General features: G+C 68.2%; 12 protein-coding genes and 1 pseudogene. 10 read left to right on the top strand and 3 right to left on the bottom strand.

Translation table 11 applies throughout. The features are described 5' to 3' along the window. Positions 1-3: 3 nt before the first annotated feature. On the bottom strand, positions 4-1,110 hold the full coding sequence (locus ABT085_RS11025; protein WP_502982708.1) for an N-6 DNA methylase: 1,107 nt from the start codon (positions 1,108-1,110) through the stop codon (positions 4-6). Positions 1,111-1,311: 201 nt separating this feature from the next. On the opposite strand from ABT085_RS11025, the gene ABT085_RS11020 reads away from it, so the two are divergent. The 5 genes from ABT085_RS11020 (at position 1,312) to ABT085_RS11000 (ending at position 13,987) form a co-directional block, all read left to right on the top strand. Continuing rightward, positions 1,312-2,253, top strand: a complete 942-nt coding sequence (locus ABT085_RS11020; RefSeq protein ID WP_351604577.1) for a serine/threonine-protein kinase — start codon at positions 1,312-1,314, stop codon at positions 2,251-2,253. 86 nt (positions 2,254-2,339) lie between these two features. After that, entirely contained in the window at positions 2,340-3,794 is a 1,455-nt protein-coding gene (locus ABT085_RS11015; protein WP_351604575.1) for a serine/threonine-protein kinase, read from the top strand. A 144-nt stretch (positions 3,795-3,938) separates the two neighbouring features. Beyond that, entirely contained in the window at positions 3,939-7,169 is a 3,231-nt protein-coding gene (gene drmD, locus ABT085_RS11010; protein WP_351604573.1) for a DISARM system SNF2-like helicase DrmD, read from the top strand. Further along, positions 7,166-11,491: an Eco57I restriction-modification methylase domain-containing protein gene (locus ABT085_RS11005; RefSeq protein WP_351604571.1), complete on the top strand. Its 4,326-nt coding sequence runs from the start codon at positions 7,166-7,168 to the stop codon at positions 11,489-11,491. Before drmD ends, ABT085_RS11005 begins: the two co-directional genes overlap by 4 nt. Before the next feature lie 129 nt (positions 11,492-11,620). After that, positions 11,621-13,987, top strand: a complete 2,367-nt coding sequence (locus ABT085_RS11000) for a hypothetical protein (protein WP_351604569.1) — start codon at positions 11,621-11,623, stop codon at positions 13,985-13,987. 3 nt (positions 13,988-13,990) lie between these two features. On the opposite strand, the pseudogene ABT085_RS10995 reads toward ABT085_RS11000, so the two are convergent. Then, a pseudogene (locus ABT085_RS10995) lies at positions 13,991-14,155 on the bottom strand (DUF397 domain-containing protein); the annotation flags it as partial. 313 nt (positions 14,156-14,468) lie between these two features. On the opposite strand from ABT085_RS10995, the gene ABT085_RS10990 reads away from it, so the two are divergent. Further along, complete coding sequence (locus ABT085_RS10990) at positions 14,469-14,882, top strand: restriction endonuclease fold toxin-2 domain-containing protein (RefSeq protein ID WP_351604567.1); 414 nt, start codon at positions 14,469-14,471, stop codon at positions 14,880-14,882. A 234-nt stretch (positions 14,883-15,116) separates the two neighbouring features. Here ABT085_RS10990 and ABT085_RS10985 read toward each other — a convergent pair whose 3' ends face one another. Further along, positions 15,117-15,995 (bottom strand): hypothetical protein, encoded by an 879-nt coding sequence (locus tag ABT085_RS10985; RefSeq protein ID WP_351604566.1) that lies wholly within the window; start codon positions 15,993-15,995, stop codon positions 15,117-15,119. A 68-nt stretch (positions 15,996-16,063) separates the two neighbouring features. Here ABT085_RS10985 and ABT085_RS10980 point away from each other — a divergent pair, with 68 nt between their 5' ends. The 4 genes from ABT085_RS10980 to drmC all read left to right on the top strand — a co-directional run bounded on the left by ABT085_RS10980 (position 16,064) and on the right by drmC (position 24,288). Continuing rightward, entirely contained in the window at positions 16,064-17,683 is a 1,620-nt protein-coding gene (locus tag ABT085_RS10980) for a hypothetical protein (protein WP_351604564.1), read from the top strand. A 118-nt stretch (positions 17,684-17,801) separates the two neighbouring features. Beyond that, positions 17,802-21,632, top strand: coding sequence for a DISARM system helicase DrmA (drmA, locus tag ABT085_RS10975; protein WP_351604562.1), 3,831 nt, complete (start codon positions 17,802-17,804; stop codon positions 21,630-21,632). Continuing rightward, complete coding sequence (drmB, locus tag ABT085_RS10970; protein ID WP_351604560.1) at positions 21,629-23,527, top strand: DrmB family protein; 1,899 nt, start codon at positions 21,629-21,631, stop codon at positions 23,525-23,527. Before drmA ends, drmB begins: the two co-directional genes overlap by 4 nt. Continuing rightward, on the top strand, positions 23,524-24,288 hold the full coding sequence (gene drmC, locus ABT085_RS10965; protein ID WP_351604558.1) for a DISARM system phospholipase D-like protein DrmC: 765 nt from the start codon (positions 23,524-23,526) through the stop codon (positions 24,286-24,288). Before drmB ends, drmC begins: the two co-directional genes overlap by 4 nt. Positions 24,289-24,305: the final 17 nt, after the last annotated feature.

The raw sequence follows: 24,305 nt of genomic DNA, 5'->3' as shown, positions 1-24,305 counted from the left end.
GCCCTAGGCGTTTTCGCACAATTGTGTGGCGGGCCGCCCCACCACCCCGCCCTGCCGCCCCCCCCGGGGGGGCGGCGCGCGCCCGGCCCCCCCCCCCACGACGGCCCTCAACAACCCTGTGCGCAGCAACGAACCCCGGATACGGCGCCCCGCCCTGCGCGTCGCCACTGCCGGTGGGAGCAGGACCACAGCGGTGCCGCCGGGGCGCAGCCGGGCGAGACAATGCTGGACCCAGGCCAGTTCCGGCTCGGTACGCGGCGGCATGCCATGCGCCCACCGGGCGTCCGTGGCGAGCTCTTCGTAGCCCCAATCACGTTCGTTGAAGGGCGGATTGCACAGCACGAGATCCGCCCGTATGGCGGCGAAGGGGTCGGCACGCAGTGAGTCTCCGACCTCTGCGTCCGCGGTCATGTCGGTTCCCGCCGCTCGCGGCAGCAGCGCCAGACGGGCGTCGGCGAGGGCGGCGAGTACTGGATCGCTGTCGCAACCCGTGAGCACGACCGGTGAGGCGATCGCGCCGGCTGCGGCCAGGAGATGACCTGTCCCGCAGGCAGGATCGAGGACGGCAAGGACGCGGCCGTCCTCGCTCTCGGGCCTGGCCCTGAAGCGGAGGGCGAGGTCGGCCATGAGCGCCGCCAGCGGTTCGGGAGTCGTGCTGATCTGGCGCACGTTGACGTCGAGCCAACGCCCCAGCAGGAACTCGAAGGTCTCCGCCGCGCCTTCACGCTGCCCGAGGTCCAACGCTTTCGCGACCAGTTCCCGCGCCCGCGCCGAGAGTCCGGAGAGGTCATCCGGCACCCCACCCTCTGCTCGCGGGCCGCTCATCAACCGCCCGGCGGCCGCGATCGCCAGGCCCGTCTCGTCCCGGCTGCCGAGCGCCTCGAACTGGGGCCACAGCCAGTCACGGCCCGCGGCGTTCCTGAGCTTCTTGTTGTCACGCAGCCACGCCTCGATCTCCGTCAAGGAGAACTGTGGGCTCACATCCGTGCCGCCGATCCGCTGCGGGAAGGACTCGTGCCGTCGGCGCCAGTTGCTCACGGCAGCTCGCCCCACCCCGGCGAGTCGCGCGATCTCGGCCAAGGTCACCGGCACGGCGCGTGACGACGTCATCAGATCTCCCAGGCGATACGGATCGAGAGTGGAATCCCAGCTCTACAGCTACACATGAACAAGCCACACCATCCCGCCCTGGAGGCCAGCCTACTACGGCCGTTGACTTTGTTCACAGACCCCATTTAAGGGAACCTGCCGTCGTTTGGGCCTACGATCACTTCCGCACGCTCCGGCTGACCGCGCTCGGGAGGAAAGGTCATGCACGCCGTCCGCGAAGGAACCGTTCTCGGAGACCGTTACGAGCTGGAGCAACCGCTGGGCCGGGGAAGTATGGGGCGCGTCTGGAAGGGCCGCGACCGGCGGCTGGGCCGACCGATCGCCGTCAAGACGGTGATCACTGACGCAGCCGTACTCGCGGACTCACGAGAGTACGACCGTCTCCAGCAGCGTTTCGCACGCGAGGCACGAGCCGCAGCCACCCTCGACAGCTCCAACGTGGCGATCGTCTACGACGCCGACATCACCGGTGACCTGCGCTGGCTCGTGATGCAACTGGTCGAGGGGGAGACCCTCGGCACCGTCCTGGGCGAGCGGGAACGGCTCGACGTGACCTCCGCGTGCGCCGTGGCGGCGCAGATCTGCTCGGGCCTTGCCGCCGCGCACACCGCGGGCCTCATTCACCGGGATCTCAAGCCGGAGAACGTGATGATCCGCCGCGACGGTGTGGTCAAGATCCTCGACTTCGGTCTCGTGAAGCTGGCAGCGGACGACGGTCCTGCCCTGACCACAACGGGCCAGCGTCTCGGCAACCTCGTCTACGCTTCCCCCGAGCTGCTCTCCGGGACTCCCGCCCCGGACGCCCGCAGTGACCTCTACAGCGTCGGTTGCCTGCTGCATCACCTCCTGGCGGGCACCCCGCCGTTCCCTTCGGAGAATCCCATGGCCTTGTTGAACGGCCATCTGAACGGACGGCCACCGACCCTCACCGAGCAGGGAGTGGATGTACCGGAAGGGCTTCAGGCACTGGTGTCCTCGTTGATGGCCAAGAGTCGCGAGGGCCGGCCGGACTCCGCGGCAGATGTCTACGGCGCGCTCGGTCCGTGGCTTCCTACCCCGTCCGCCGCTGCCGACCTGCGCGGATTCGCCTCCGAGGACCCCCGACGCCCCTTCATACTGCCTCAGGGGCCGTACCAGGTGTGATCAACCCGTCACGGCACGGGTGAGAATGGGTGAACAGAAAACTGGCCGGGCGCGTCGGGACGTCCGTGGGGACCCGGGGGTTGGGTGTGAGAGGCACGTTCGAGGAGCGTTACGAGCTGCTGCACCGTCTCGGCAGGGGCGGGATGGGTGAGGTCTGGGCCGCGAGGGATCTCCAGCTCAACAGGGTGGTGGCGGTCAAGTTCCTCAGCTCCCGCAGCCAGGGCGCGGACCTGCGTCACCTGGAGCGGCGTTTCGAACGGGAAGCCCGGCTCACGGCCCGGATCGACCACCCCAGTGTGCCGGCGGTCCATGAGACCGGGCGCCACGAGGGCGACAGCCTGTACATCGTCATGGAGCTGGTGAAAGGAAAAACGCTCTCCATGCTGCTCAGGGAACGCGGGCCGTTCCCCGTCCAGCTCGCGACGACGGTCGCCGCCCAGACCGCGGATGTCCTGGCGCACGCCCACCGCATCCATGTGATCCACCGTGACCTCAAGCCTTCGAACCTCATGCTCACCGACAACGGCACGGTGAAGGTGCTGGACTTCGGAGTCGCCGCAGCCCTGAAGACCGACGGGGACCCGTCCCGCCTCACCAAGGCGGACGAGATGCCGGGCACACCGGGATTCATCTCTCCGGAGCAGGGCGAGGGCGGCGACGTCACGGCACAGAGCGACCTCTACGCACTCGGCTGTGTGCTGTACGAGATCACGGCAGGCAGACCGCCGTTCGAGATCGCGCCAACCGCTTCGCCCATCTTCCTCATCTACCAGCACGTCCACGAGAAGCCGCCGCCGGTGACCGGTCACCGCGACGACCTGCCACCAGCGTTCGCCGAACTCGTCATGCGGCTGCTCGCAAAGGAGCCCACGGAACGCCCCTCGACCCAGGAGGTCCAGCACGTCGCCCAGACCTGCCTCCAGCAGCAGTCCCCCATCCCGGGACCGCGTTCGCCCCGGCCCGAGCCGAGGGCCAAGGCTGAGCAGCCTCCGCCTTCACTCACCCAGGAGGTCCGAGGGCTGGCCGATCGAGGCGAGCACGCGACTGCCGCAGCGCTCCTCGACAATCACCTGCGCGGTACACCTCGCCCCCTCAACGACCCCGACCTGATCCCGTTGCGCCTCACGCTCTGCGAGCTGTGGGTCGCCTCGGAGGACTTCACACGCGCCTACGACGGCTACTTCGCCCTCGGCGGTGCGCTGCGCAAGCATCGCCCGAAGACGGACCGCGACGTCCTCACGTGCCGCGCCGGGGTCGCCCACTGTCTGGCCGAGCTCGGCCCGACGCCGGAAGCGCTGCACGAGTTCGAGGCGCTGCTTCCCGTTCAGCAGCACGTGTTCGGGGCCGTGGACCGTACGGTCTTCGACACCAGGTACGAGATCGCCGCGCTGACCGCACGCGGGGGCCGCATCGAAGCAGCCCGTGATCAGCTCAGCGGCCTGGCGGCCGACCAAGGGCGCATCCTGCCTGCCGGAGACGAGCGGCACGCGCGAGCCGAGGCTCTCCTGGAGCGGCTCGACCGCTTGCTTGAATCCACCTAAGAAGCGACACCATGTGAACTATGTTCACAGTAGAACTTCTTTGTTAGTCTCCATGCACGGCACTCGGTCCCACCGCATGTCCTGAATTGCGTAGGGTCAATGCCGTATGCCACGCGCATACGAGCCACGAAGGAAGGCCACAGCATGACGACGCAGGCGGCTCGGCAGGACCACGGACGGGGCGCGGACGCATCCGACCGGATCCCCGAGGAGGGAGAGCTGGTCGAGGTACGCGGCCAAAGCTGGGTAGTTGCCCGCGTAGAGCCCGCTCCGGCCGCCAGTGCGCGTTCCGCGACGCTCGTCCACCTGCAGTCGGTCGCCGACGGCCGTTTCGGGGACACCCTTTCCGTCATATGGGAGGTCGAACCGGGGCGCAGGATCCTGGACCGTGGCTCCCTGCCGAACGCCGCCACCGGCCGCTTCGACCCGCCCTCGCGCCTCGCGGCCTTCCTCGACGCCGTCCGCTGGTCGGCTGTGGCCTCCGCCGACGTCAGGACCCTCCAGGCACCCTTCCGCTCCGGTGTCGCCGTCGAGCCGTACCAGCTCGAACCGGTCTCCCGCGCCGTCGGCGCCCCGCGCGTCAACCTTCTCCTCGCCGACGACGTCGGCCTCGGCAAGACCATCGAGGCCGGCCTGGTCGTCCAGGAGCTGCTGCTGCGCGCCCGCGCCCACCGGGTCATGATCGTCTGCCCGGCGGGCCTGACCCTCAAGTGGCGCGACGAGATGCACGAGAAGTTCGGCCTGGACTTCACCATCGTCGACTCCGAGCACTGCGCCCGGCTGCGCCGCACCCACGGCACGGCGGCCAATCCGTTCCGCGTGCACCCCCTCACCATCGTCTCGCTCCCCTGGCTGCGCGGCACCAAGGCCCAACGCCTCCTGGACGAGGTGATCCCGGCTCGGGAGGAGACCGGAGAGGACGGCGCCCGTCAGCGCCGCTTCTTCGACCTCCTCGTCCTCGACGAGGCCCACCACGTCGCACCCGCCGCTCCCAAGCAGGTGTACGCCGTCGACTCGCAACAGACCAAGCTGATCCGGCGCCTGGTACCGCACTTCGAGCACCGTCTCTTCCTCTCGGCCACTCCACACAACGGCTATCCCGAGTCGTACACGGCCCTGCTCGAGCTGATCGACAACCAGAAGTTCGCGCGTGGTCTCGACGTGGACAAGCAGTCCCGCGACGAGACGGTCGTACGGCGCCTGAAGGCCAACGTCACCAACCCGGACGGCACGCCCCGCTTCACCACCCGCAGGACCCGCGAACTCTCCGTCGAGTACACGGAGTTGGAACGCGAGGTGCACGGCCTGCTGGGCTGCTTCGCCGACCTGCGCAAGCAGCGCATGGCGCCGAAGGCACGCGGTGGCCGCCGAGCCGCCGACCTCGTCACCCTGCTGCTGAAGAAGCGACTCTTCTCCTCCCCCGCCGCCTTCCTGCACACCGTCAAGATCTATCTCTCCCACCTGGACGACACCCAGGGCCGCCCGCGCTCGGCCGCCGCCGAAGTCCCTGACTGGCTCGACGACTTCGCCGACCTCGCCGCCGAACTCGACGACCTGGGCCTAGCCGACGCAGAAGACGACGCGCTCACCCGCTCCACCAGCCTCACCCCTCAGGAGGACGGCGAGGAGCTGCAGCTGCTGCGGCAGATGGAACGCTGGGCTCTCACCCACGAGGCCGCGGCCGACTCCAAGGCGGACGCGCTGATCAACGCGGTCAAGGCGATCTGCCGCCCCGACAAGCACTGGACGAACGAACGCGTCGTGGTCTTCACCGAGTACCGCGACACCCAGAAGTGGCTGTTCAGCCTGCTCCAGCAGCACGAACTCACGGACGGCGGGCGCGTGGCCGTCCTGCACGGCGGGCTGAACGCCGAGCAGCGCGAGCAGATCCGCCTCGGCTTCCAGGCACACCCCTCCGCTGAGGAAGGCACGGTCCGTATCCTCCTGGCGACCGACGCGGCCAGCGAAGGCATCGACCTCCAGAACCACTGCCACCGCCTGTTCAACTACGACATCCCGTTCAACCCGAACAAGCTGGAGCAGCGCATCGGCCGTGTCGACCGCTGGGGCCAGAAGCACGACCCGGAGATCAGCCACTTCATCGGCGCTGGCTGGGAGAAGGCCAAGGCCGGCTCCTACGAGGCCGACCTGGAGTTCCTCTCCCGTGTCGCCCGCAAGGTCGCGCGGATGGAGGAAGACCTCGGCTCGGTCAATGCCGTCATCGCCGACGCCGTACAGCGGCGTATGACGGGTGACCACACGCCGGTCGACATCGAGAACGCCAAGGCCAAGCAGATCGCGGGGCGGAAGAACACCGGTGGCACGATCGCCGCTGAACAGAACGTCACGGCTCAGGCGAAGCGACTGGCCGACCAGTACCAGGAGACGGTCGACACGCTCGGCCTGAACCCGACCACGATCAAGCGCGTGGTGGACACGGCTCTCGAGCTGGACCACCAGCAGCCCCTCGCTCGCCACTACAGCGAGTTCTTCGAGGGCGGCCTGTACGACGTCCCGCCCTTGTCCGGCACCTGGGAGCGCGCCACGCGCGGCCTGGCTCACAAGCTCCGCCCGGCAGAGCAGCGCCCCGTCACCTTCGACCCGCAGATCGCCGCGCAAGGCAGGGACGACATCGTCCTCGCCCACCTGAAGCACCCGCTGGTCGCCCTCTCCACCCGGCTGCTCACCGCCGCCGTGTGGAACGCGGACAGCGTCGGCCTGCACCGGGTCGCGGCGGTCGTCAGCGACGACCCGAACATCCAGACCACCCTGGTCTCGGCATACGCCCGCTATGTCCTCGTGGGCGTGGACGGCACCCGCCTGCACGAGGAGATCCTCCACGCGGGTGGCTGGTTCGGCGACACGGGCCGCTTCCGCCGCTGGGAGTCCGTACGCACGCAAGGTGAGGCCCTCGCCAACGCCCTCACCGACGGCACCGCGGCGGCTCCCGCCCTCCGCCAGGAGCTGACCGACGCCTGGTCCAAGCTCAACGGGCCGTTGTACGACTCGCTGGCCGCCCGAGCCCGTGAGCGTCGCGCAAGTCTGGAAACCGCGCTCGCCACCCGGCAGACGCAGGAAGAGGACCGCATCAAGGCCACCCTCGACCGCTTCGAGGCAGGTCTGCGCGCCAAGCTCAAGGAGGAGGGCGACGAGGCCAACGAGCAGATCGCTCTCTTCGGCACCCGCGAGGTGACGACCGCAGAGCAGCGCCAGTACCGCGAGGACCGCGAGCGCTGGCAGGAGCGCATCAAGAGCCTCGGTGCCGAGCGTGAACGCGAACTCGCAACGATCGCCGCCCGCTACCGCGAGCCCCGCTCCCACCTCTTCCCCGTCGCCGTCGTCTTCGTGATCCCCGCAAAGGAAGCCCGCCGATGAGCCCCCGCCCCGCCGCCTCCCGAGGACTCGCCGCCGCCAAGGCCAAGGCGCTCGACGGACGCGCCCAGCACCAGGAGTGGCTCGACCTCACCGAGGTCTCCGGCCCCTTCCTCACGATGCCGGTCCTGCTCCAGGCATGGCCGCAGCTCGACGCCGTCGACAAGGACCAGCGGGCCCGCCTGCGCGCCCACCACGCCGACTGGCAGATCGACACCAAGGCCGGCCGCGGCGAGTGGGTGGCGCACGTCCTGCGCTCGCTCCTCGAGTGGGGCGACGCGCTGACCTTGCGGGCAGGAGCGGCCGAGGACGTCCCGGACCTGGCCCTGGACCGCTTCAGTCTTGAGGTGCCCGAGCACGGTGTCCACCTGCGTGCCGACTTCGCGTTGTCTGAGCCTGGTACGGACTTGGCGTCCGAGCCGGACGTGGAGTCGGCCGCGAAGCGGGTCCGCGTCCTGGGCATGACCGTGCCCAGCGGCACCTCCCCCACGGCCCGCCCGAACTGGGGCGACGACTGGTCGGCCCCTCCGGCCGACCGCCTGGCCCGCCTGCTGCGCCACCACGGCGTACCGCTGGGCCTCCTGACGGACGGCCGCTGGTGGTGCCTGGTGTGGGCGCCGGTCGGCGGTGTCACGACTACCGCCGTCTTCGATGCCATCGGCTGGAGCGAGGCGGCAGAGCGGAATGTCGTCCGCGCCTTCATCTCGCTGCTGCGCCGCCGTCGCTTCTTCGAGTACGAGGAGCCCGAGACTCTAGTCGGCCTGCTGAAGAAGAGCCTGGACGCTGGTGATGAGGTCACCGACGCGCTCGGCGTCCAGGTCCGCCAAGCGGTGGAACTGCTGGTGGACGCGATCGGCCGGGCGGACGCGCGGTCCATGGAGCAGGGCGCACCGGGTCTGCGCGCGTCGGGGGTCGAGGCGAGCGAGGTCTACCGGGGCGCGGTCGCGGTGATGATGCGCGTCGTCTTCCTCCTCTTCGCCGAGGAGCGAGGCCTGCTTCCCTCGGACAACGAGGTATACGCCACGTCGTACTCGGCCCGTTTCCTGCGCGCGGAACTCAAGTCCCGTGCTGACGCGGAGGGCGAGGCGTCCCTGGAACACACGACGGCCGCATGGCACCGCCTGATCGCCCTGTTCCACGCCGTGCACGGCGGCGTCCAGCACCCGGACCTGGAACTCCCGGCCTACGACGGCTCGATCTTCGACCCGGACAAGTACCCGTGGCTGGAGACGACGTCACCGCTGCTGCCGATCGACGACCGCACGGTCCTCCACATGCTCCAAGCTGTTCAGGAGGTCCACGTCGGCACCGGCAGGCAGCGCGAGACCCGCACACTGAGCTTCCGCGCCCTCGACGTCGAGCAGATCGGCTACGTGTACGAGGGTCTCCTCTCCTACGACGGTGAGCGCGCCGTCGAGACGATGGTCGGCCTCATCGGCCCGGCCGGCATGGAGCACGAGGTGCCGCTGGCCGAGCTGGAGTCGCTCGCGGCTTCGACGCGGGACGTCAAGACGCTGGCGAAGAAGATCCACGACACGTGGAAGGAACCGAAGCCGCCGGCGAGCGCGGCCCGACTGGAGAAGCTGCTCGCTCCGGCGAAGGGCGAGGTCGAGGCGGAGGCGCGGCGGCTGTTGCAGGCGGCCTGCCGGGATGCGGCGCTGACGGAGCGGCTCCTGCCGTTCTTCGGACTGCTGCGACCTGACCTGCGGGGCCTGCCTGTGGTGATTCCGGCGGGCTCGCTGTTCGTGACGGAGTCGTCCCTTCGGAAGAACACCGGTACCCATTACACGCCGCGAACTCTGGCGGAGGAGGTCGTACGGCACGCGCTGGAGCCGCTGGTGTACGAGCCGGGGCCGCTCCAGACAGCGGACGAGAAGGCGTGGGTTCCGAAGACCGCCGACCAGATCCTTGAGCTGAAGGTCGCGGACATTGCGATGGGGTCGGCGGCGTTCCTGGTGGCCGCCTGTCGTTACCTCGGTGACCGGCTGATCGAGGCCTGGGCCCGGGAGGAGCGGGCGGAGGCGGTCGCCTATCGGGCTGGGCGTGCCGTCGATGCAGTGACTGCAGTGGACGCGGAGTCCGACCCGGTGGTGATCGAGGCTCGGCGGCAGATCATCGAGCACTGCCTGTACGGGGTGGACATCAACCCGATAGCCGTGGAGATGGCCAAGCTGTCGCTGTGGCTGGTGTCGATGGATCCTGGGCGGCCGTTCACGTTCTTGGACGACCGGTTGGTGGCGGGGGATTCGCTGCTGGGGGTCACGTCGTTGGAGCAGTTGAAGGCGGTACACCTGGATGTGGAGAAGGGCGACCTGATCGGTGCGGCGGCGGATGCTGAGCGTCTGGTGGGCGAGGTTGTCGCTACGCGGCATGCCATCACCGAGATAGGGGGGGACGGGACGGAGGCTCTGGCTGAGAAGCGGGAGCTGCTGCGGGAGGTGCGGGAGAAGACGGCGAAACTGCGGCTGGTGGGGGCTCTGGTCGCGGGAGCTGCGCTGGCTACCTGCGCTTCGGGGCGGGTGCCCTGGTACGAGGAGGACGGCGGCGAGCGGGTTCGGGATCTGTTTCCGGTGGCGGCTCGGGTGGCTCGGGACGTTGTCGCCGTACCGGAGGCTGAGGTTGAGGGGTCGGTGGTGGTGGCTGCGGCTCTGGAACAGGCGCGGGAGTGGCTGGCGAGTGAGCTTCCGGAGGGGGGAATGCGACGGGTTCCTTTGCATTGGCCGTTGGAATTTCCGGAGGTTTTTGCAGAGCGGGGTGGGTTTGATGCGGTGGTGGGGAATCCGCCTTTTTTGGGCGGGCAGAAGCTGACGGGCGTAATGGGAGAGGCCTATCGCGAGTACATGGTGGATTACCTTGCAGGGAGCAAGCGGGGCAGCGCGGACTTGGTTGCTTACTTCGAACTGCGGGCGCACGGACTGCTGAACAATGATGGCCAAACCGGATTGGTTGCCACCAATACTTTGGCACAGGGCGACACCAGAGAAGTCGGACTGGATCAGTTGGACGCAGCAGGTGTGACTATTCGGCGGGCTATTAAAAGCGCCCCGTGGCCTTCTCGTTCCGCAGTATTGGAGTACTGCACAGTGTGGACAAGCAAGGCGACCGTCACGGAAGATGCTGATCGCATTCTGGGAGATACTGTTGCACCCAACGGGATCTCAACGTCTCTAAATCCAGCCACGCGGGAGACTTCGTGGGCGATGCCACTAGAAAGCAATAAGGGCGTCTCCTTCCAAGGCGTAATCGTTCTTGGCCTGGGATTTACCTTGCCCGGAAGAGATGCGCAGGCTTGGATCGCCGAGGACGCAGAATACGCGAAAGTATTGTTCCCTTATCTCAATGGACAGGACGTCAACAATAACCCCCAACATGGCACTGATCGCTGGGTAATCAATTTCCAAGACTGGCCCGAAGAGCAGGCCAGAAAGTACTTGAAAGCACACGAAAAGGTTCGCAACGAAGTGCGACCGGAACGCCTGAAGCAGACGTTCAGCAAGACAGCGCGGGAACAGTGGTGGTTGTATGAACGAAGCCGCCCGGAGCTGTATGCAGCAATTTCCCCACTGAAGCAGTGCATCGCCATGGCCCAGGTGAGTAAGGTAGTGATGCCAGTCACTGTACCAACTGGCCAGGTATTCGATCAGAAACTCGTTATCTTCGCCTCTGATGACCCTGCGCTGTTTGGCCTTTTGAGCAGCGCGCTTCACTATTGGTGGGCTCTCGATCGCAGCTCAACGATGAAGGCTGACCTTAGCTACAGCCCAACCGACGTATTCATGCCACTCGTCCGCCCCGCGCCCACCCCTCGCCTGCACAACGCTGGTACGCGTCTCAATGAGTTCCGCCGCGAACTCATGATCCGCCGCAGCATGGGCCTGACCGCCACCTACAATCTCGTCCACGACGAGACCTGCCAAGACCCCGACATCGTCGAACTTCGCCGTATCCACGAGGAGGTAGACAAGGCCACCATCGAGGCATACGGCTGGCACGACCTCTTGGACGAGACCGGAGCGACGCCGACCGCCGGCCTCGCCCACGAGACCTTCCCACTCAACCACGGCTTCCACGAGACCAATCAGGGCACCCGCTACACCATCGGTCTCCTCGCCCGCACCGAGATCATCGACCGTCTCCGTCAGCTCAATCACCAAGCGTACGCCGACGAGGTGTTCCTCGGACTGCACAAGAAGCCGCAACAGCACCCGGACATGCCCTCGCCCTCGGCCGAGGCATACCGGAAGAAGGCTGAACAAGGCAGGAAGTCCGCCATAGTCGACTTCGAGGACGACGGGCTCTTCCGGCCCGAGGGAACCATCTTCTGAGCGAAGATACCGCTCACACCGACCGACGCCAGCTGTCGCGATCCGTGGCTGTATCGCCCTCAGCCACGGATCGCGGCACCACCTGCAGCCCAGACACACCACGCCACCGCTCACCCACCGCGAGGCTCAATGTCTCCTTCCGGCATCGCCTTCGACCACCGCCTTGTCCAAACCGCCGTCATCGGCCACGCGAACTCCGACCACCCGGTCATCCTCCCCATGGAGGCGTTCGAGCTGGACCTCTGGCGCAAGGCCCATCCCACCTACACCTACTGGTGCGGCACCCAACTCGGCGGCTGTGGCGGCGAGCTGAGCGACAAGCGCTACACGGACAAGGTCTGTCACTTCGCGCATCACCCAAACGCGCCCATCTGCCATCGCACGGCGAACGGCGAATCCAGCGCCGACCATCTCTTCATCAAGCGCGGGATGCAACGCCTGTTCCAGAAAAAGAAGTTGGCTGGCAAGGTCCAGACGCAGAATCTCGGCACCGGTCCCGGTGACGCCGTCGACGTCTATCTGCCAGACGCCCGCCGCCGTCTCCGCTTCCAGCTCAGCGGCCTCGACTACCCCGCCTGGCGCCGTGCTGTCGGTGATCTGACCGAAGGCTCCGAAGACCTCGACTGGATCTTCGGCCCTGACACCCCCGTCACTCGCGAACTCGCAGGCCGGCACGGCTTCTGCCTCCGTGTCCGCTGCGAGACCGTCGGCGGTGAACGACGCGTTCACATCGGCACCGAAACCCCAGACCGTACAGGCACGATCAAGTGGACTCCCCTCGAAGACTGTGAACTGACGCCAACTGGCCTGACCACCCCAGACGTCGAGACCATCCGCATATCCCACCCCCGTCCGAAGCCGCGCTCCGTCCCGATTCAAGGCAGTCTCGTCTTCGCACCGGTCGCAGGAGCCGATTCCCCCTCGCACTCTCCTTTCGCCGCCGAAGACCGCCGCCTCGTCCTGGCCGACGTCAAACCGGTCGACAGTCCAATCGTCCGCGCGTTGCTTTCGCTACCCGCCGATACGGACGCACCGCCGGCCGAACATGTCTACCGCGTCCCCGACTCCGCCCGGATGCTCGTCCTGGAAGACGGCCACGGCTGGGCAATCGAAGCCAACCGCTACATGCGCCTCAACGCCCACGAGGCCCAACAAACGGGCCTCTGGAGTCCGCCACCAGCCGGAATGCCGCTCGCGCCTGAGCCGCCTCCCGCCCGTGCCTCACTGAACACCAAGCAGGCCGAGCCCGAAGCTCCCGCCACCCCGCAGTCTCCTTCTACAATCACGGCCGCCCAGGCCGAACCAGCTGCCAAGCCCCAGCCTCGGACACACGACGACCTCGTCACTCAACTCCGTGACACATTGGCCGACTTGGCCCGACTGCGCACGACGACCACTTGGGAGGCCCTCGCCCGCACGATCGGCTGGGAACTCTCAAAACTCTCTGACATCGAGCGCCGCGATCTCCTCGTGGAGGTGGACTCGCCGCTGTCCAAGTACGTTCCGGTCCGCTCGGTGCTGATCCATCAGGACGGCGGCCCACTACCCTATCTCGGGGACATCCTCGACCGCCTCGGCCTTCCCTTCGCCAAGCGCTCCCCTCAGCTCAAGCGGTGGGCCGCTGTCGAGACGGAGCGCGCATTCGCCGCGTACGGCCAACCGGCAAGGGCGATGGGTCCCCGGTTGGACCTCACACCTCACTCCTTGCCTCAAGGCCAGGTCACCAAGGCCCTACGAGCATGGAAAACGCCGCCCGTAACCGCGCCTCCTCGCAAGACTTCACTACTCTCGACCAAGCGTCAGGACACCCGCCTGAGCGAACTCATCGCCGAGCTGAACGAACTGCGCCCGCAGCTCAGCAAGCTTGTGCGCAAACGATCCAACAAAGTGATCTTGGGTGCACAAGTGTGGCTGGGTGAAGTGCCGGTTGGGCGAGTATCCAAGAGGGTCAGAGCGGCGGGCCAGAGCCGCCAGCATCACCTCAAGTCCCTGGAAGACGCGCTCGAAAGTGCTCGTGCGGACATCGCCGCCACGGCATTCCTCGCGCGCCAGCACAACGAGGAGCACACACCAACGGTCCCGACTCCCGAGGCGTCCCTTCCAAAACAGCAGGTCCCGGCGTCCCTGCCCAACCAACTCGGCAGAGCAGAGGTTCGGATCAGACGCGGACTCATCGACGCGGCAAGTCGTCGTGAAACCATCGACCTACACGACCTGCCAGGTGCCCGCACCCTCAGGGACGCAGCTCTGCGCCGCATACTGACGGACATGGACTGCTCCCCCGCGCCAGACGTCCCTCTGCTCTCCGCTCTCGCCACGGGACCAAACGGCGGACCGGTCCCGTTCTTCCGTCAGATCCTCAAGGACATCGGCCTCGCTGTCCCTCAGACCGATGAAGCACTCACGGCCATCTGGCGAAGAGAGCAAGAACGCGCATACGCAAAGTACGCCTACCATACGAGCCCTCTGCCGCCGCGCCTCGTACCGCCGGCTTGATCCTCAGCGCCGAACGCCGCTCGCTTTCACTGCCGTAACGAAGGATGACCATCCAGTCACCGCGAAGACCAGCGCGGGACGATGAGGGGCCTTGGAGCAGCGGACCGGGATGCCTGACGGGTAGCCAGCAAGCACCTCGACACAACCGTCCGCTTCGGAGCCGTTGTACGACCACTTACGTCAGCCCACGGACCGAGGTGTCCCTGTAGCGAACCGGACCCACCGCGAAAGACGGCTGTTCGATAGAACAGATAGTCAATTGATCGAACTAATGGGCCGGTTCACCAGCTGGAGATGAGCGTGGGACTGCCACTGGACCTGAAGGCCATAGCCAAGGCGTGTTCAAGGCGTCCCTGGGCACACGGGAAGTTTCGCGGGAGACGGTGGCCGCACCAACCCCAACGACGCCTATTAGCTCCGCGTGGCCGGCCACCCGGAGCGCGGGCTACCGTTGGCTAGCCCGTAAGCAGGAGAGCTCCTGGTGGACGGCATACGCCCAGTCGGCGGATACCTGATCGAGGCAAAGCACGCACGCGACCCGAACTGTGCGAAGCACAGCTTCCGCAGCATCGAGCGGGTCGAGACGCTCGCCAAGCCCGTGAAGGTGGACGCCAACAGCACCTCGAAGTGGGACCCGCTGATCGACGGCATGTACCGGAGTGACGAGTCGGAGCTGCGTCACTGCAAGAGCGCGATGGCCAACCCGGCAAACTCCGAAATCCGCAGCCTTGAGACGAACACCTCCGACCTCCGGGATGCCCCTGTCCTGGACTTCGAGAGCGAGGTGGCGTCGTGCGTGTTCGTCACCGGGGCGGCCGCCATGCTCGCCCCGGACTACGCTCACATCAGCCTTATCGATGTGACCGCGCACACCGCGGCCTTGTTCGCCCAGTAGCTCCGCTACTCGTACGTTCCCTCACCGGCCAGCGAGCGGTTCCACACCAGCTTTGTCATGGAGAATGGCGACGAGAACCCCCTGCGCCCTCCCCGCGACAGGCGCTGCCACGGAGATCGAGGCCGTCATGCGCAACCACTTGGCCGCGGCTGGAGCTGAGCAGCCTGCGGAACTACTACGTCAGGACCGTCTAGGCCGAGTTCACCCGAACTCCCCCAGCCAGTAGCCCCTGACTCACTCAACGTCCCAGCCCCAGTCGAACCGCCAGTCGGCAAAGAAGGCCGTCTGGTACCGGAACGTGTCGAGGGCATCCCATAGAGCCCGCTCCGGCCCTGCGCCAGCCCGGAAATCCTCCGGCTCCACGACCTCTTCCAGAACCAGTTCGCCAGTCGCGTACTGCCGGACAACAGACCGATCCCGCTGCGAGGAGTGAAGCCAGTTCAGCGGGGTGCCCAGCTGCTCGGCAGCTCGGCGGGACAGGGTTCGCACGCGGTCCGCGGCCTCGCCGGTTTCCTCGGCGTACGGACGGCCGAAGGAAAGCACCACATGGTCGGGTGCGGCAAATGTGACGTCGCTGTACGTCAGAGCGTCGTCTCCCTGTTCCGCGCCGGCGCAGTCGTAGCAGAGGTACAGAATCTCGAACAGGTCGTGGATGGCGTTCTCGTACACCTCGGCCTGGACGGGAAACTCGAACGGTCGGCTCCTCAGGTACAGATGCGCCTCGTCTCTGCGCTCAAGGGTGAGGGCGTTGAGCAGGTCCTCTGGCGTCATCCGATTCTGGGAGCACAGCGCACGCATGACAGCCTCTGCACCCTGTTCGCCCCTTGAGGGGTGAACGAGCGCCGCCACCGGATCCTCGTGCTGGGGGCAGTACAGCTCCCAGGGGTCGATACCGACGTCGAATCCCCCGCGCGCGCCGTCGCATACGGTGCACAGGCTCTCCCGTCCGCCGTCCTCGATCACCCACACGCTCTCGCTGCGTTCGTTGGGCAGCAACCGCCATCCGCTCCGTTTCAGGAAGGCGGTCACGCGCTGTTTGGGTACCTTCCTGAACATCTTGATCTGATCACCGGTCACGCTGTGCACAAGGGCCTCCGCCTGTACCGTTCGCATCAGTTCACTGCACCGAGAAAACCCTACATCTTGTGTGAACTAAGTCAACACACATATGCTCTCGCCTCATGGCCGCCCCAACGAACTCCGGCAGATTCCGCTCGCTCCGTCGCAAGTGGTTCGAGGACCTGACAGAGGACCTGGCGATCCACCTCGAACAGCTGTCACCCGCCATCGCCGGAAACCTCCCCGAAGACCTCGGCCCGTACGACCTCGTGGCCGCCACCGTCCTCGCCCGGCTCGCGCAGTCCGACATGGAGCGGCAGGAGATCGCCTACGTCACCGGTGACCTCGTCAGACTGGCTGGCGCGCGTGGTGCTCGCGACCCACAACGGCTCTCCGAAGTCGAGGAGTTGTGGCTCACCCTACGGAATCCGACGACTCGGCTGCTCCAGTCGTGGTGGCGCGAGCCGCTCGGCGAGGGGCTCCTCGCCCGGTGGGCCGAGACGAGGGCCGAGAAAATGGGCTGGCCGCGCGTGCACCAGGAGTTGCGCGAGCGCTGGGGCGTGGACAGCGACGGCATCTGGCGGCGCGGGCTGGTGCCCGGCGAGGGGCCGGGCGACGACGACTGGTGCGGGTACTTCGAGTACCTGGAGGCACACACTCACGGCAAGGAAGCCGAGTTCGCGCGGATCGTCCTCACGCGGTTCGACGGGCTGGCCGAGGAGGTCGAGGCGTACGCCACCGAAGGCGCCGCCGAGCTCACCGCCGTACGCCATCTCATGCTCGTCCACCGGGAGCGGGCCCTCGCCGAGGCGCTCACCACCGTGATCGAGGGGAACCTGGAGGCCGGCGGTGACATGCTGCCGACCGACCTGCGGGAGAACTCCGAGTCGATCCGGGACGCGGGCCATGCCTACCTTCGCTGGCTGAAGGAGGAGTTCATTCCGCGGCTCACTCCGCTCGAGCGCGCCCACCTCGCCCTGGACTCGCCGGAAGCCGCCCGCTGCGAGGCCTATCTGCAGCGGTACGCGGAAATCTGGTGCGCCGACGGCGACCCGGCGCTGCCCACCCCGGTCTTCACCGAGGAGGACTACGCGCCGCTGAAGCAGGCCGAGCGCCAGCGTGCGATCGTTCCCGAGTGGATGGGGATGGTGGCCCAGGTGTTCTCGCGGACGGGACAGCTCGGCTGGACGGGCACCGTCGGTTCGCAGCCGTGGTGGCTGTATGTCGTCGAGGGCGGCCTGGAGTCGGCGGCGGCGCTCCGCTTCAAGCACGACGGCCAGGTGCGGATCGGCCACCGGACGCTCAACGAGCCGCACGACATGCTCGTCGGCTTCCCCGCCACGGACCCGGACGCGCAGAACCTGGTCATGCGGTTTCGGTACGACGAGGACGACGCCCACGAGATGTGCGAGCTGCTGGTGCTCTCGCGCGCAGGTCGGGCCCAACTCGGCTTCCTGGTAGCGGACTCGACCGGCGCGTACCGCATGCTCCGGATGGTCAGCGTGGCACTGCCTCCCGCGTTGCGCGAGGCCATGCGGGGCAAGGCGCTGCGGGCACTGGACGCCATGACGAGTGGTGACGCACGTAAGCTCGCGGGCCTCATCGCGCCCCCGCCCGACACCGCCGAGCCTTCGTCGGCCGACACCGTCCGGGAGGAGGGCCGCGAGCACGAGCAGGCCGGTCTCTTCGGCGACAGCCCCTTCGACGACGGCCTGTTCCCGCGAGGGGACACTCTCTTCTGAATCCGAAAGAGTGTTGTGAACTCAGTCAACACATGAGATTCTCTTCGTGGGTGCCGCGCGCTGCCGTGCCCCGGTAGCCTCACCCCATTGGCTCCCCGCAGGAAAGGGCCCTATCACCATGCCGCCCCAGCCCGCCGCCGCTCCTGGCGTGCCGCACCCCATCGACGACGTACCGCAGACGTTCCTGCCCGGTGACTCGTACGACGTGCGTGACGGCCTGGTGAAGTACATCAGCCGGGATCTCCTCGGGCCCTGGGACGGCGACACCGAGGAGCTTCCGCCCCGGTCCGCCGGCCCGCGTGACCGGTACCTCGTGGGCATGCTCGGGCCCCGCCCGGAAAGCAGCGAGACCGCCACACAGATCGCGCGCAATGCCGCCCAGCTTGCCGACGTCGAACCCGGCAGTGACGACGGGAAGGAAGAGGGCGGGCCGGAGGAGCGCCTCACGCCGCAGGCCTCCGGGCGGATCTGGGCCTCCTCGATGGGGCTGTCGTTCGTCGTCCCCGCGTCGATCGGCACGCTCAGCGTGACGGCGAGCTGGGGGCGCTACTCCCTGACCAGCGGTCTCACGAACGACGGGCGTACGACCCAGGTCTGGGGACGCGAGGACGTGCGGCACCCGTGCGACATCGACGTGACGCGGACCGGCGACCAGAGCCGGATACTGGAGGGCAACGAGTCCGCGGGCGTCTTCCTGGACGTACAGGTGCGCGAGCGGGCCACCCGTGAGGGCGGGGAGGACCTCCGGGTCGTGGAGGTCGCGCTCGTCAACCGGCTGCGGGAGGGCGAGTCGGACCGGCGGGACACCCAATGGCTGTTCCAGGCCGAGTTGACCGTCACGGCCTTCCCCGACGACAAGGCCGCCGTATTCCTGCCGATCGACGACCCGCTGGACCCCGGTTCCGCGGGGAGTTCCGAGGACGTGGAGGAGCGGCGGCTGCGGCTGCTGTATCGGGACAGCCTGCGGCACGCCGTCGGCCGCAATGTCGCGGTGAAGGTCGACGTACGCAAGGGCGAACGGCGAGCCCACCGGCTCACCACCACCTGGCTCCCGGAGTACGACGTACCGTCCACGTCGGCGCCCACCGCCGTCGAGCAGCCCCTTCTCGACGGGCTCGAACTGGGCATGGACGAGTTGGCGAAGCTGGCCGTGCCCGCACGCCGCAAGGAGCTGGCTGCCGCGCTGGCCCCGCTCGCGGACGGCTACAGCGCCTGGCTGGAAGAACAGCGCAGGCAGGCACAGGGGCTACCGGAGGATCTACGGATCGCCGCCGAGACCGCCATCGACCAGGCCGTGGAGGTCTGCCACCGCATCGCGTTCGGCATCGACGCGCTCGGCGCGGACCCGGACACGCTCGAAGCGTTCCGGTTCGCCAACCGGGCGATGGCACTCCAGCGGCGCAACACCGCCATCGCCGGGCTGCGAGCCGGCCAGGACGGTGTCTCGTACCAGGACGCCTTCGACAGCGTGCGCGCCGAGGGCAAGAAGGCGGCGAGCTGGCGCCCCTTCCAGCTGGCCTTCGTCCTGCTGAACGTGGCCTCGCTGTCGCGGCCCGGCCACCCGCACCGCGGGACCGGGCGTGAGGCCCTCGTCGATCTGCTGTTCTTCCCGACCGGTGGCGGCAAGACCGAGGCGTATCTGGGTCTGGCCGCGTTCACCTTCGCGTTGCGGCGGTTGCAGGGCACGGTGGGCCGCGGGCTGGAGGCGCGGGACGGCGGTGATGGTGTCGGTGTGCTCATGCGGTACACGCTGCGGCTGCTGACGGCCCAGCAGTTCCAGCGGGCGGCCGCTCTGGTCAGCGCGTGCGAGGTGCTCCGGCGCGAGGCGTTCAAGCAGGACGCGCGGTGGGGCGAGACGCCGTTCCGGATCGGTCTGTGGGTGGGGAACTCGGTGTCGCCGAACTGGTTCTCCGAGGCGCAGGAGCAGATCGCGGGGGCCAAGGAGAGCGCGAGCGACAAGCACGCGCGGGTCATCCAGGTGCTGAGCTGTCCGTGGTGCGGGGAGACGCTGACCGCCCACTCGAACATGGACTACGACGCGGACCGGCGCCGGGTCCTGCTGTACTGCCCGCGGGGTGAGGGGGAACAACCCTGCCCCTTCTCGCGGCTCGCGGCACGCGGCGAGGGCATTCCGGTGATCACCGTGGACGAGGAGATCTACCGGCTCGCCCCGGCGATGGTGATCGCCACCGTGGACAAGCTGGCCCAGCTGCCGTGGAACGGCTTCGCGGGGCTGCTGTTCGGGCGCGTCACCGAGTGGTGCCCCCGGCACGGCTACCGCCACGACGACCTCGACGAGCGCACCGGCTGCGGCAGCCGGCACAACAAGAAGGGTGAGCACCTGCCCGCGGTGACCGCGCGGCCCGTGACCCGGCTGCGGCCGCCGGACCTGATCATCCAGGACGAGCTGCATCTGATCTCGGGTGCGCTCGGCACCACGGTGGGGCTCTTCGAGGCCGCCGTCGACCAGTTGTGCAGCTGGACATACACGGACGCGGAAGGCCGCCGTCAGGAGGTGGGGCCAAAGATCGTCGCGTCGACGGCGACCACCAAGCGGGCGGCGGAGCAGGTGCGCGGGGTCTTCGGCCGGCAGGTCGCGGTGTTCCCGCCGCAGGTGCTGGACATCTCCGACACGTTCTTCTCCCGCCAGACCGAACTGAGCCGGACCTCCCCCGGCCGCCGCTACCTCGGCGTGTGCGCCCACGGCACACGGCTGAAGGCCGCCGAGATCCGGGTCGCCGAGATCCTGCTGCTCGGCGCGCAGCAGCAGTTCGACGACTACGGCCTGCCCGCCGACCCGTACATGACGCTCGTCGGCTACTTCAACGCCACCCGTGAACTCGCCGGTATGCGCCGCTACATGGACGACGACATCGCCACCCGCGTCCGGGTCAACGGCAGCCGCAAGGGGCACGAGACGATCGCGGACCGTATCGTCACCAAAGCGGGGATGCTGACCATCCAGGAGCTGACCTCGCGAATCTCCTCCGCCGACATCGGCGCCACCCTCAAGCGCCTGGAGAGCTCCTTCGACCCGGAGCGGGACACGTCCAAGCGGCGCAAGGCACTGTTCGCGGAGTACGGGGCGGCCAAGCGCGACAAGCGCGCCCCACGGGTACTGCCGACGCCGTCGCAGAAGCAGGCCGTGGACGTCGTCCTCGCCACCTCCATGCTCCAGGTCGGCGTGGACGTCTCCCGGTTCGGTCTGATGCTGGTCGTCGGACAGCCCAAGAACACCGCCGAGTACATCCAGGCATCCTCCCGCGTGGGCCGTGACGCCCGCCGCCCGGGACTCGTCGTCACCCTCTACAACTGGTCCCGCCCCCGAGACCTGGCGCACTTCGAGGACTTCGCCCACTACCACGCCACCTTCTATCGCCAGGTCGAGGCGCTGTCCGTGACACCGTTCACCCGCCGTGCGCTCGACCGGGGCACCGCCCCCGCCTACATCGCCGCGCTGCGGCAGGCCGTGTACGAGCACTCGCGCAACACCGACGCCCATGACGTCGACCTCGACGGGCCGATCGCCGCACACGTGGAGCAACGGTTCCTGGAGCGGGCGGACCGGATCGGGGGCGAGCGCGCGCAGCGGTACCTGCGCGAGCGCATCACCGCGCTGAAGGACTCCTGGGCCGAGCAGCGCGAGAGCGGCGGCGTCCTCGGCTACCGCAAGGAGAAGAGGAAGGACATCCTGGTCACACCTCTCCTGCACAAGGCCGACGGCTCACGCTGGGACGAACTCACCGTGCCCATGTCGATGCGGGAGACCGAGAACGAGCTCAACCTGCTGCTGCCCGGCGGCGGGAACTTCGTGGACCAGGCCACCCACAGCGGGCCCGACTGGAACTTCGCGCCAGCCGAGGACGACACGGACATGGCGGCCGCACCGGTCGACGCCGACGAGTACGGGGACGCCGCGGACCGCGCGGCCGGAAAGGGACGACGATGAGCACGGGCCACTACCGGCGGGTCGGCGCGGCACGCCCCAGCCACCTGATGTACACGGCGGGCGTCGGCTCCCTGATCGACCTGCCGAACTTCTCGGTCCTGGTCAAGGGTCTGGAAGCCTGGAGCCATGCCGGCCTGACCGACTACGTCATCGACGAGCCCCGGCTGCGTACGGCCGTCAACCGCTCCCTCCAGCTCTACGGCGAGGCCCAGATCACCGAACTGCGGTCCGCCCCCTGGGCGGAGGGCGCGGACAACGCGCCCAAGGACTGGGCCGCGCAGGCCGTGGGCGTTCCGGTCACGCCGTTCCCGCAGTGGCTGCGGTGCACGGCCTGTAACCTCCTTGCGCCGATCGACGCCCAGGCGTTCACCTTCGTCAACAACAACCCCCGCACCCCGCACGAGGCCAAGTTCGTCCACGACTGCAAGCCCAGCAAGCCCCTCGCCGTCGCGGCCCGCTTCACGCTCGTGTGCACGGCGGGTCACCTCGACGAGTTCCCGTACGCGCCCTTCGTCCACCACGGCAGCCCGTGCTCGAAGATGCCCAGGCCACTGCTGCGCATGAAGGACCACGGCGGGAACCAGGCCGCCAACGTCACCCTGGAGTGCGTCGCCTGCGGTGAGCAGCGCAACATCCGCGACGCGATGGGCGAGCGGGGCCGACGCAACCTCCCCGCCTGCCGGGGACGCCACCCGCACCTCGGCACCTACCAGCCCGACTGCGGCCAGGACGCCACACTCATGGTCGCCGGCGCGTCCAACCAGTGGTTCCCCATGACCCTCAGCGCCCTCGCACTGCCGCCGAGCAAGAACGCCAACCTGGCCGACCTCGTCGAAGAACGCTGGGCCGAACTGCAGAACGTCACCTCGCGCATGGCGTACGACCTGCTGGCGAAGATGCCGCCGTACGCCTACCTCAAGGACTACGACGCGGAGGCGCTCATCGCCGCCGTCGAAGCCCACCAGGAGCAGCTGGACGGGAAGACGAGCCCGACGGCCAGCGTGGTGGTCCCGGCCGATCTCCTGAGCCCCGAGTGGGAGGTTCTCTCCTCCTCTCCTCTGCCCGATGCCACGGACGACTTCGCCATGGAGTCCGTGACCGTACCCGATGCCCTCACCGGGCTCTTCGGGGATGTACGTCAGGTGCAACGGCTGCGCGAGGCCCGCGCGCTGATCGGCTTCACCCGGCTCGACGCGCCGGACCCCGAGGCACCGGAGATCGCCACACCCGTGCGCCTCTCGCGCACTTCGCAGTCGTGGGTGCCGGCGAGCGAGGTCCGAGGTGAGGGCATCTTCCTGCGAGTACCGGAGGACCTCATGGCCGAGTGGGAGGAGCGGATGCAGAAGTCTCCCGCCATGCAGGCCCACCGCGAGGCCTTCGCGCGCTTCCGCACCAACCGGAAGTCGGACCGGCTGCGAGGCGAGTTCGACCCCATGCGGGGCTGGCCCGGCGAGCGCTACATCGCCCTCCACTCGCTCTCCCACCTGCTGATCCGCACCATCTCCCTGGAATGCGGTTACAGCTCAGCCAGCCTGGGGGAACGCATCTACGCGGGAGATGCCGTACATCCGCGTACAGGCATCCTCATCTACACCGCCGTGCCCGATTCCGAGGGCACCCTGGGGGGTCTCGTCTCCCTCGCCGAGGATCCCCACTTCGAGCGCATCGTGCGCCGGGCCCTGCGGGACGCTGCGCGCTGTTCCTCCGACCCACTGTGCGCCGAGCGGCTGCCTCGGGACCCCGCCGACTACCTGCACGGTGCCGCCTGCCACGTCTGTCTCTTCGTCTCCGAGACGACTTGCGAGCGCGGCAACCGCTTCCTCGACCGCCGCTTCCTCGTGCCGCTCGGTGACGAGAGCGACCAGGTCCTGACGCCGGTGGGACTGCGGCCATGAGCCGCGCGGAGTTCGAGGCCGCGGCAGAGGCAGTGGTCTCGGTCCTCGGCTCCGCCCGCTCCAAGGACCTGGCGGGCCTGCTGGCGCGTGGGCAAGGCATGGAGCATGCGCTCGTGACGATCCAGGATCCGCGTGCGAGCGACGCTATTCGGGCGCTGTACGCGTCGCTCCAGCATCACCGCGTCCCCTCCGCCGAAGCCGCAGCCTACCTGCGCGGGTTCGTCGCCGGCCGAGCCCAGCAACGGGTCGACGCCGAAGTGAGCACCGTCTGGAGCGGGCCTGCCACACCAGGAGTGCCGGTTCGCCCCACCGGGCGGGTCCTCACCGAGGTCGTAGGTGGGGCGCAACGGGAACTGCTGGCTATGACGTATGCGGCCCGCTCCTACGAGCCGCTGACCGCGGCTCTGCGTGCGGCCGTCGCGCGCGGTGTCGACGTGCACCTCGTGGTCGAGACCAAGGCCGGGGCCGCCGGACTGCTGTCGGGGCCCGAACCGGCCGACGCGTTCGCCGCCGTGCCCGGCGTACGGCTGTGGCACTGGGCACCCGACCGCCGGCAGAACCCCCGTGCCCGTCAGCACGCCAAACTGGCCGTCGCCGACCGCCGGATACTGCTGCTGGGCAGCGCGAACCTCACGGAGTCGGCAGTCCGCAGGAACCTGGAGGCCGGGGTGCTGGTCACCGGCGGCGCCGCCCCGCAGCGGGCCGCCGAGCACATACGGGAGTTGCAACGACGCGGTGTGCTGAGGCCTCTGCCGAGCTGACGGCTTCGGCCCACCTG

Source organism: Streptomyces sp. NPDC002265 (genome assembly GCF_040296125.1).
Lineage (GTDB): Bacteria > Actinomycetota > Actinomycetes > Streptomycetales > Streptomycetaceae > Streptomyces.
Note: the sequence above shows the minus strand (reverse complement) of the source record. Positions and strands in the feature narration are given on the sequence as shown.

Bases quoted from the DNA above. Each gene is read 5' to 3' on its own strand.
- drmB (WP_351604560.1), top strand. From the start codon at position 21,629: ATGAGCACGGGCCACTACCGGCGGGTCGGCGCGGCACGCCCCAGCCAC.
- ABT085_RS10985 (WP_351604566.1), bottom strand. From the start codon at position 15,995: ATGCGAACGGTACAGGCGGAGGCCCTTGTGCACAGCGTGACCGGTGAT.
- ABT085_RS11005 (WP_351604571.1), top strand. From the start codon at position 7,166: ATGAGCCCCCGCCCCGCCGCCTCCCGAGGACTCGCCGCCGCCAAGGCC.
- ABT085_RS11020 (WP_351604577.1), top strand. From the start codon at position 1,312: ATGCACGCCGTCCGCGAAGGAACCGTTCTCGGAGACCGTTACGAGCTG.
- drmC (WP_351604558.1), top strand. From the start codon at position 23,524: ATGAGCCGCGCGGAGTTCGAGGCCGCGGCAGAGGCAGTGGTCTCGGTC.
- drmD (WP_351604573.1), top strand. From the start codon at position 3,939: ATGACGACGCAGGCGGCTCGGCAGGACCACGGACGGGGCGCGGACGCA.
- ABT085_RS10980 (WP_351604564.1), top strand. From the start codon at position 16,064: ATGGCCGCCCCAACGAACTCCGGCAGATTCCGCTCGCTCCGTCGCAAG.
- drmA (WP_351604562.1), top strand. From the start codon at position 17,802: ATGCCGCCCCAGCCCGCCGCCGCTCCTGGCGTGCCGCACCCCATCGAC.
- ABT085_RS11025 (WP_502982708.1), bottom strand. From the start codon at position 1,110: ATGACGTCGTCACGCGCCGTGCCGGTGACCTTGGCCGAGATCGCGCGA.
- ABT085_RS11000 (WP_351604569.1), top strand. From the start codon at position 11,621: ATGTCTCCTTCCGGCATCGCCTTCGACCACCGCCTTGTCCAAACCGCC.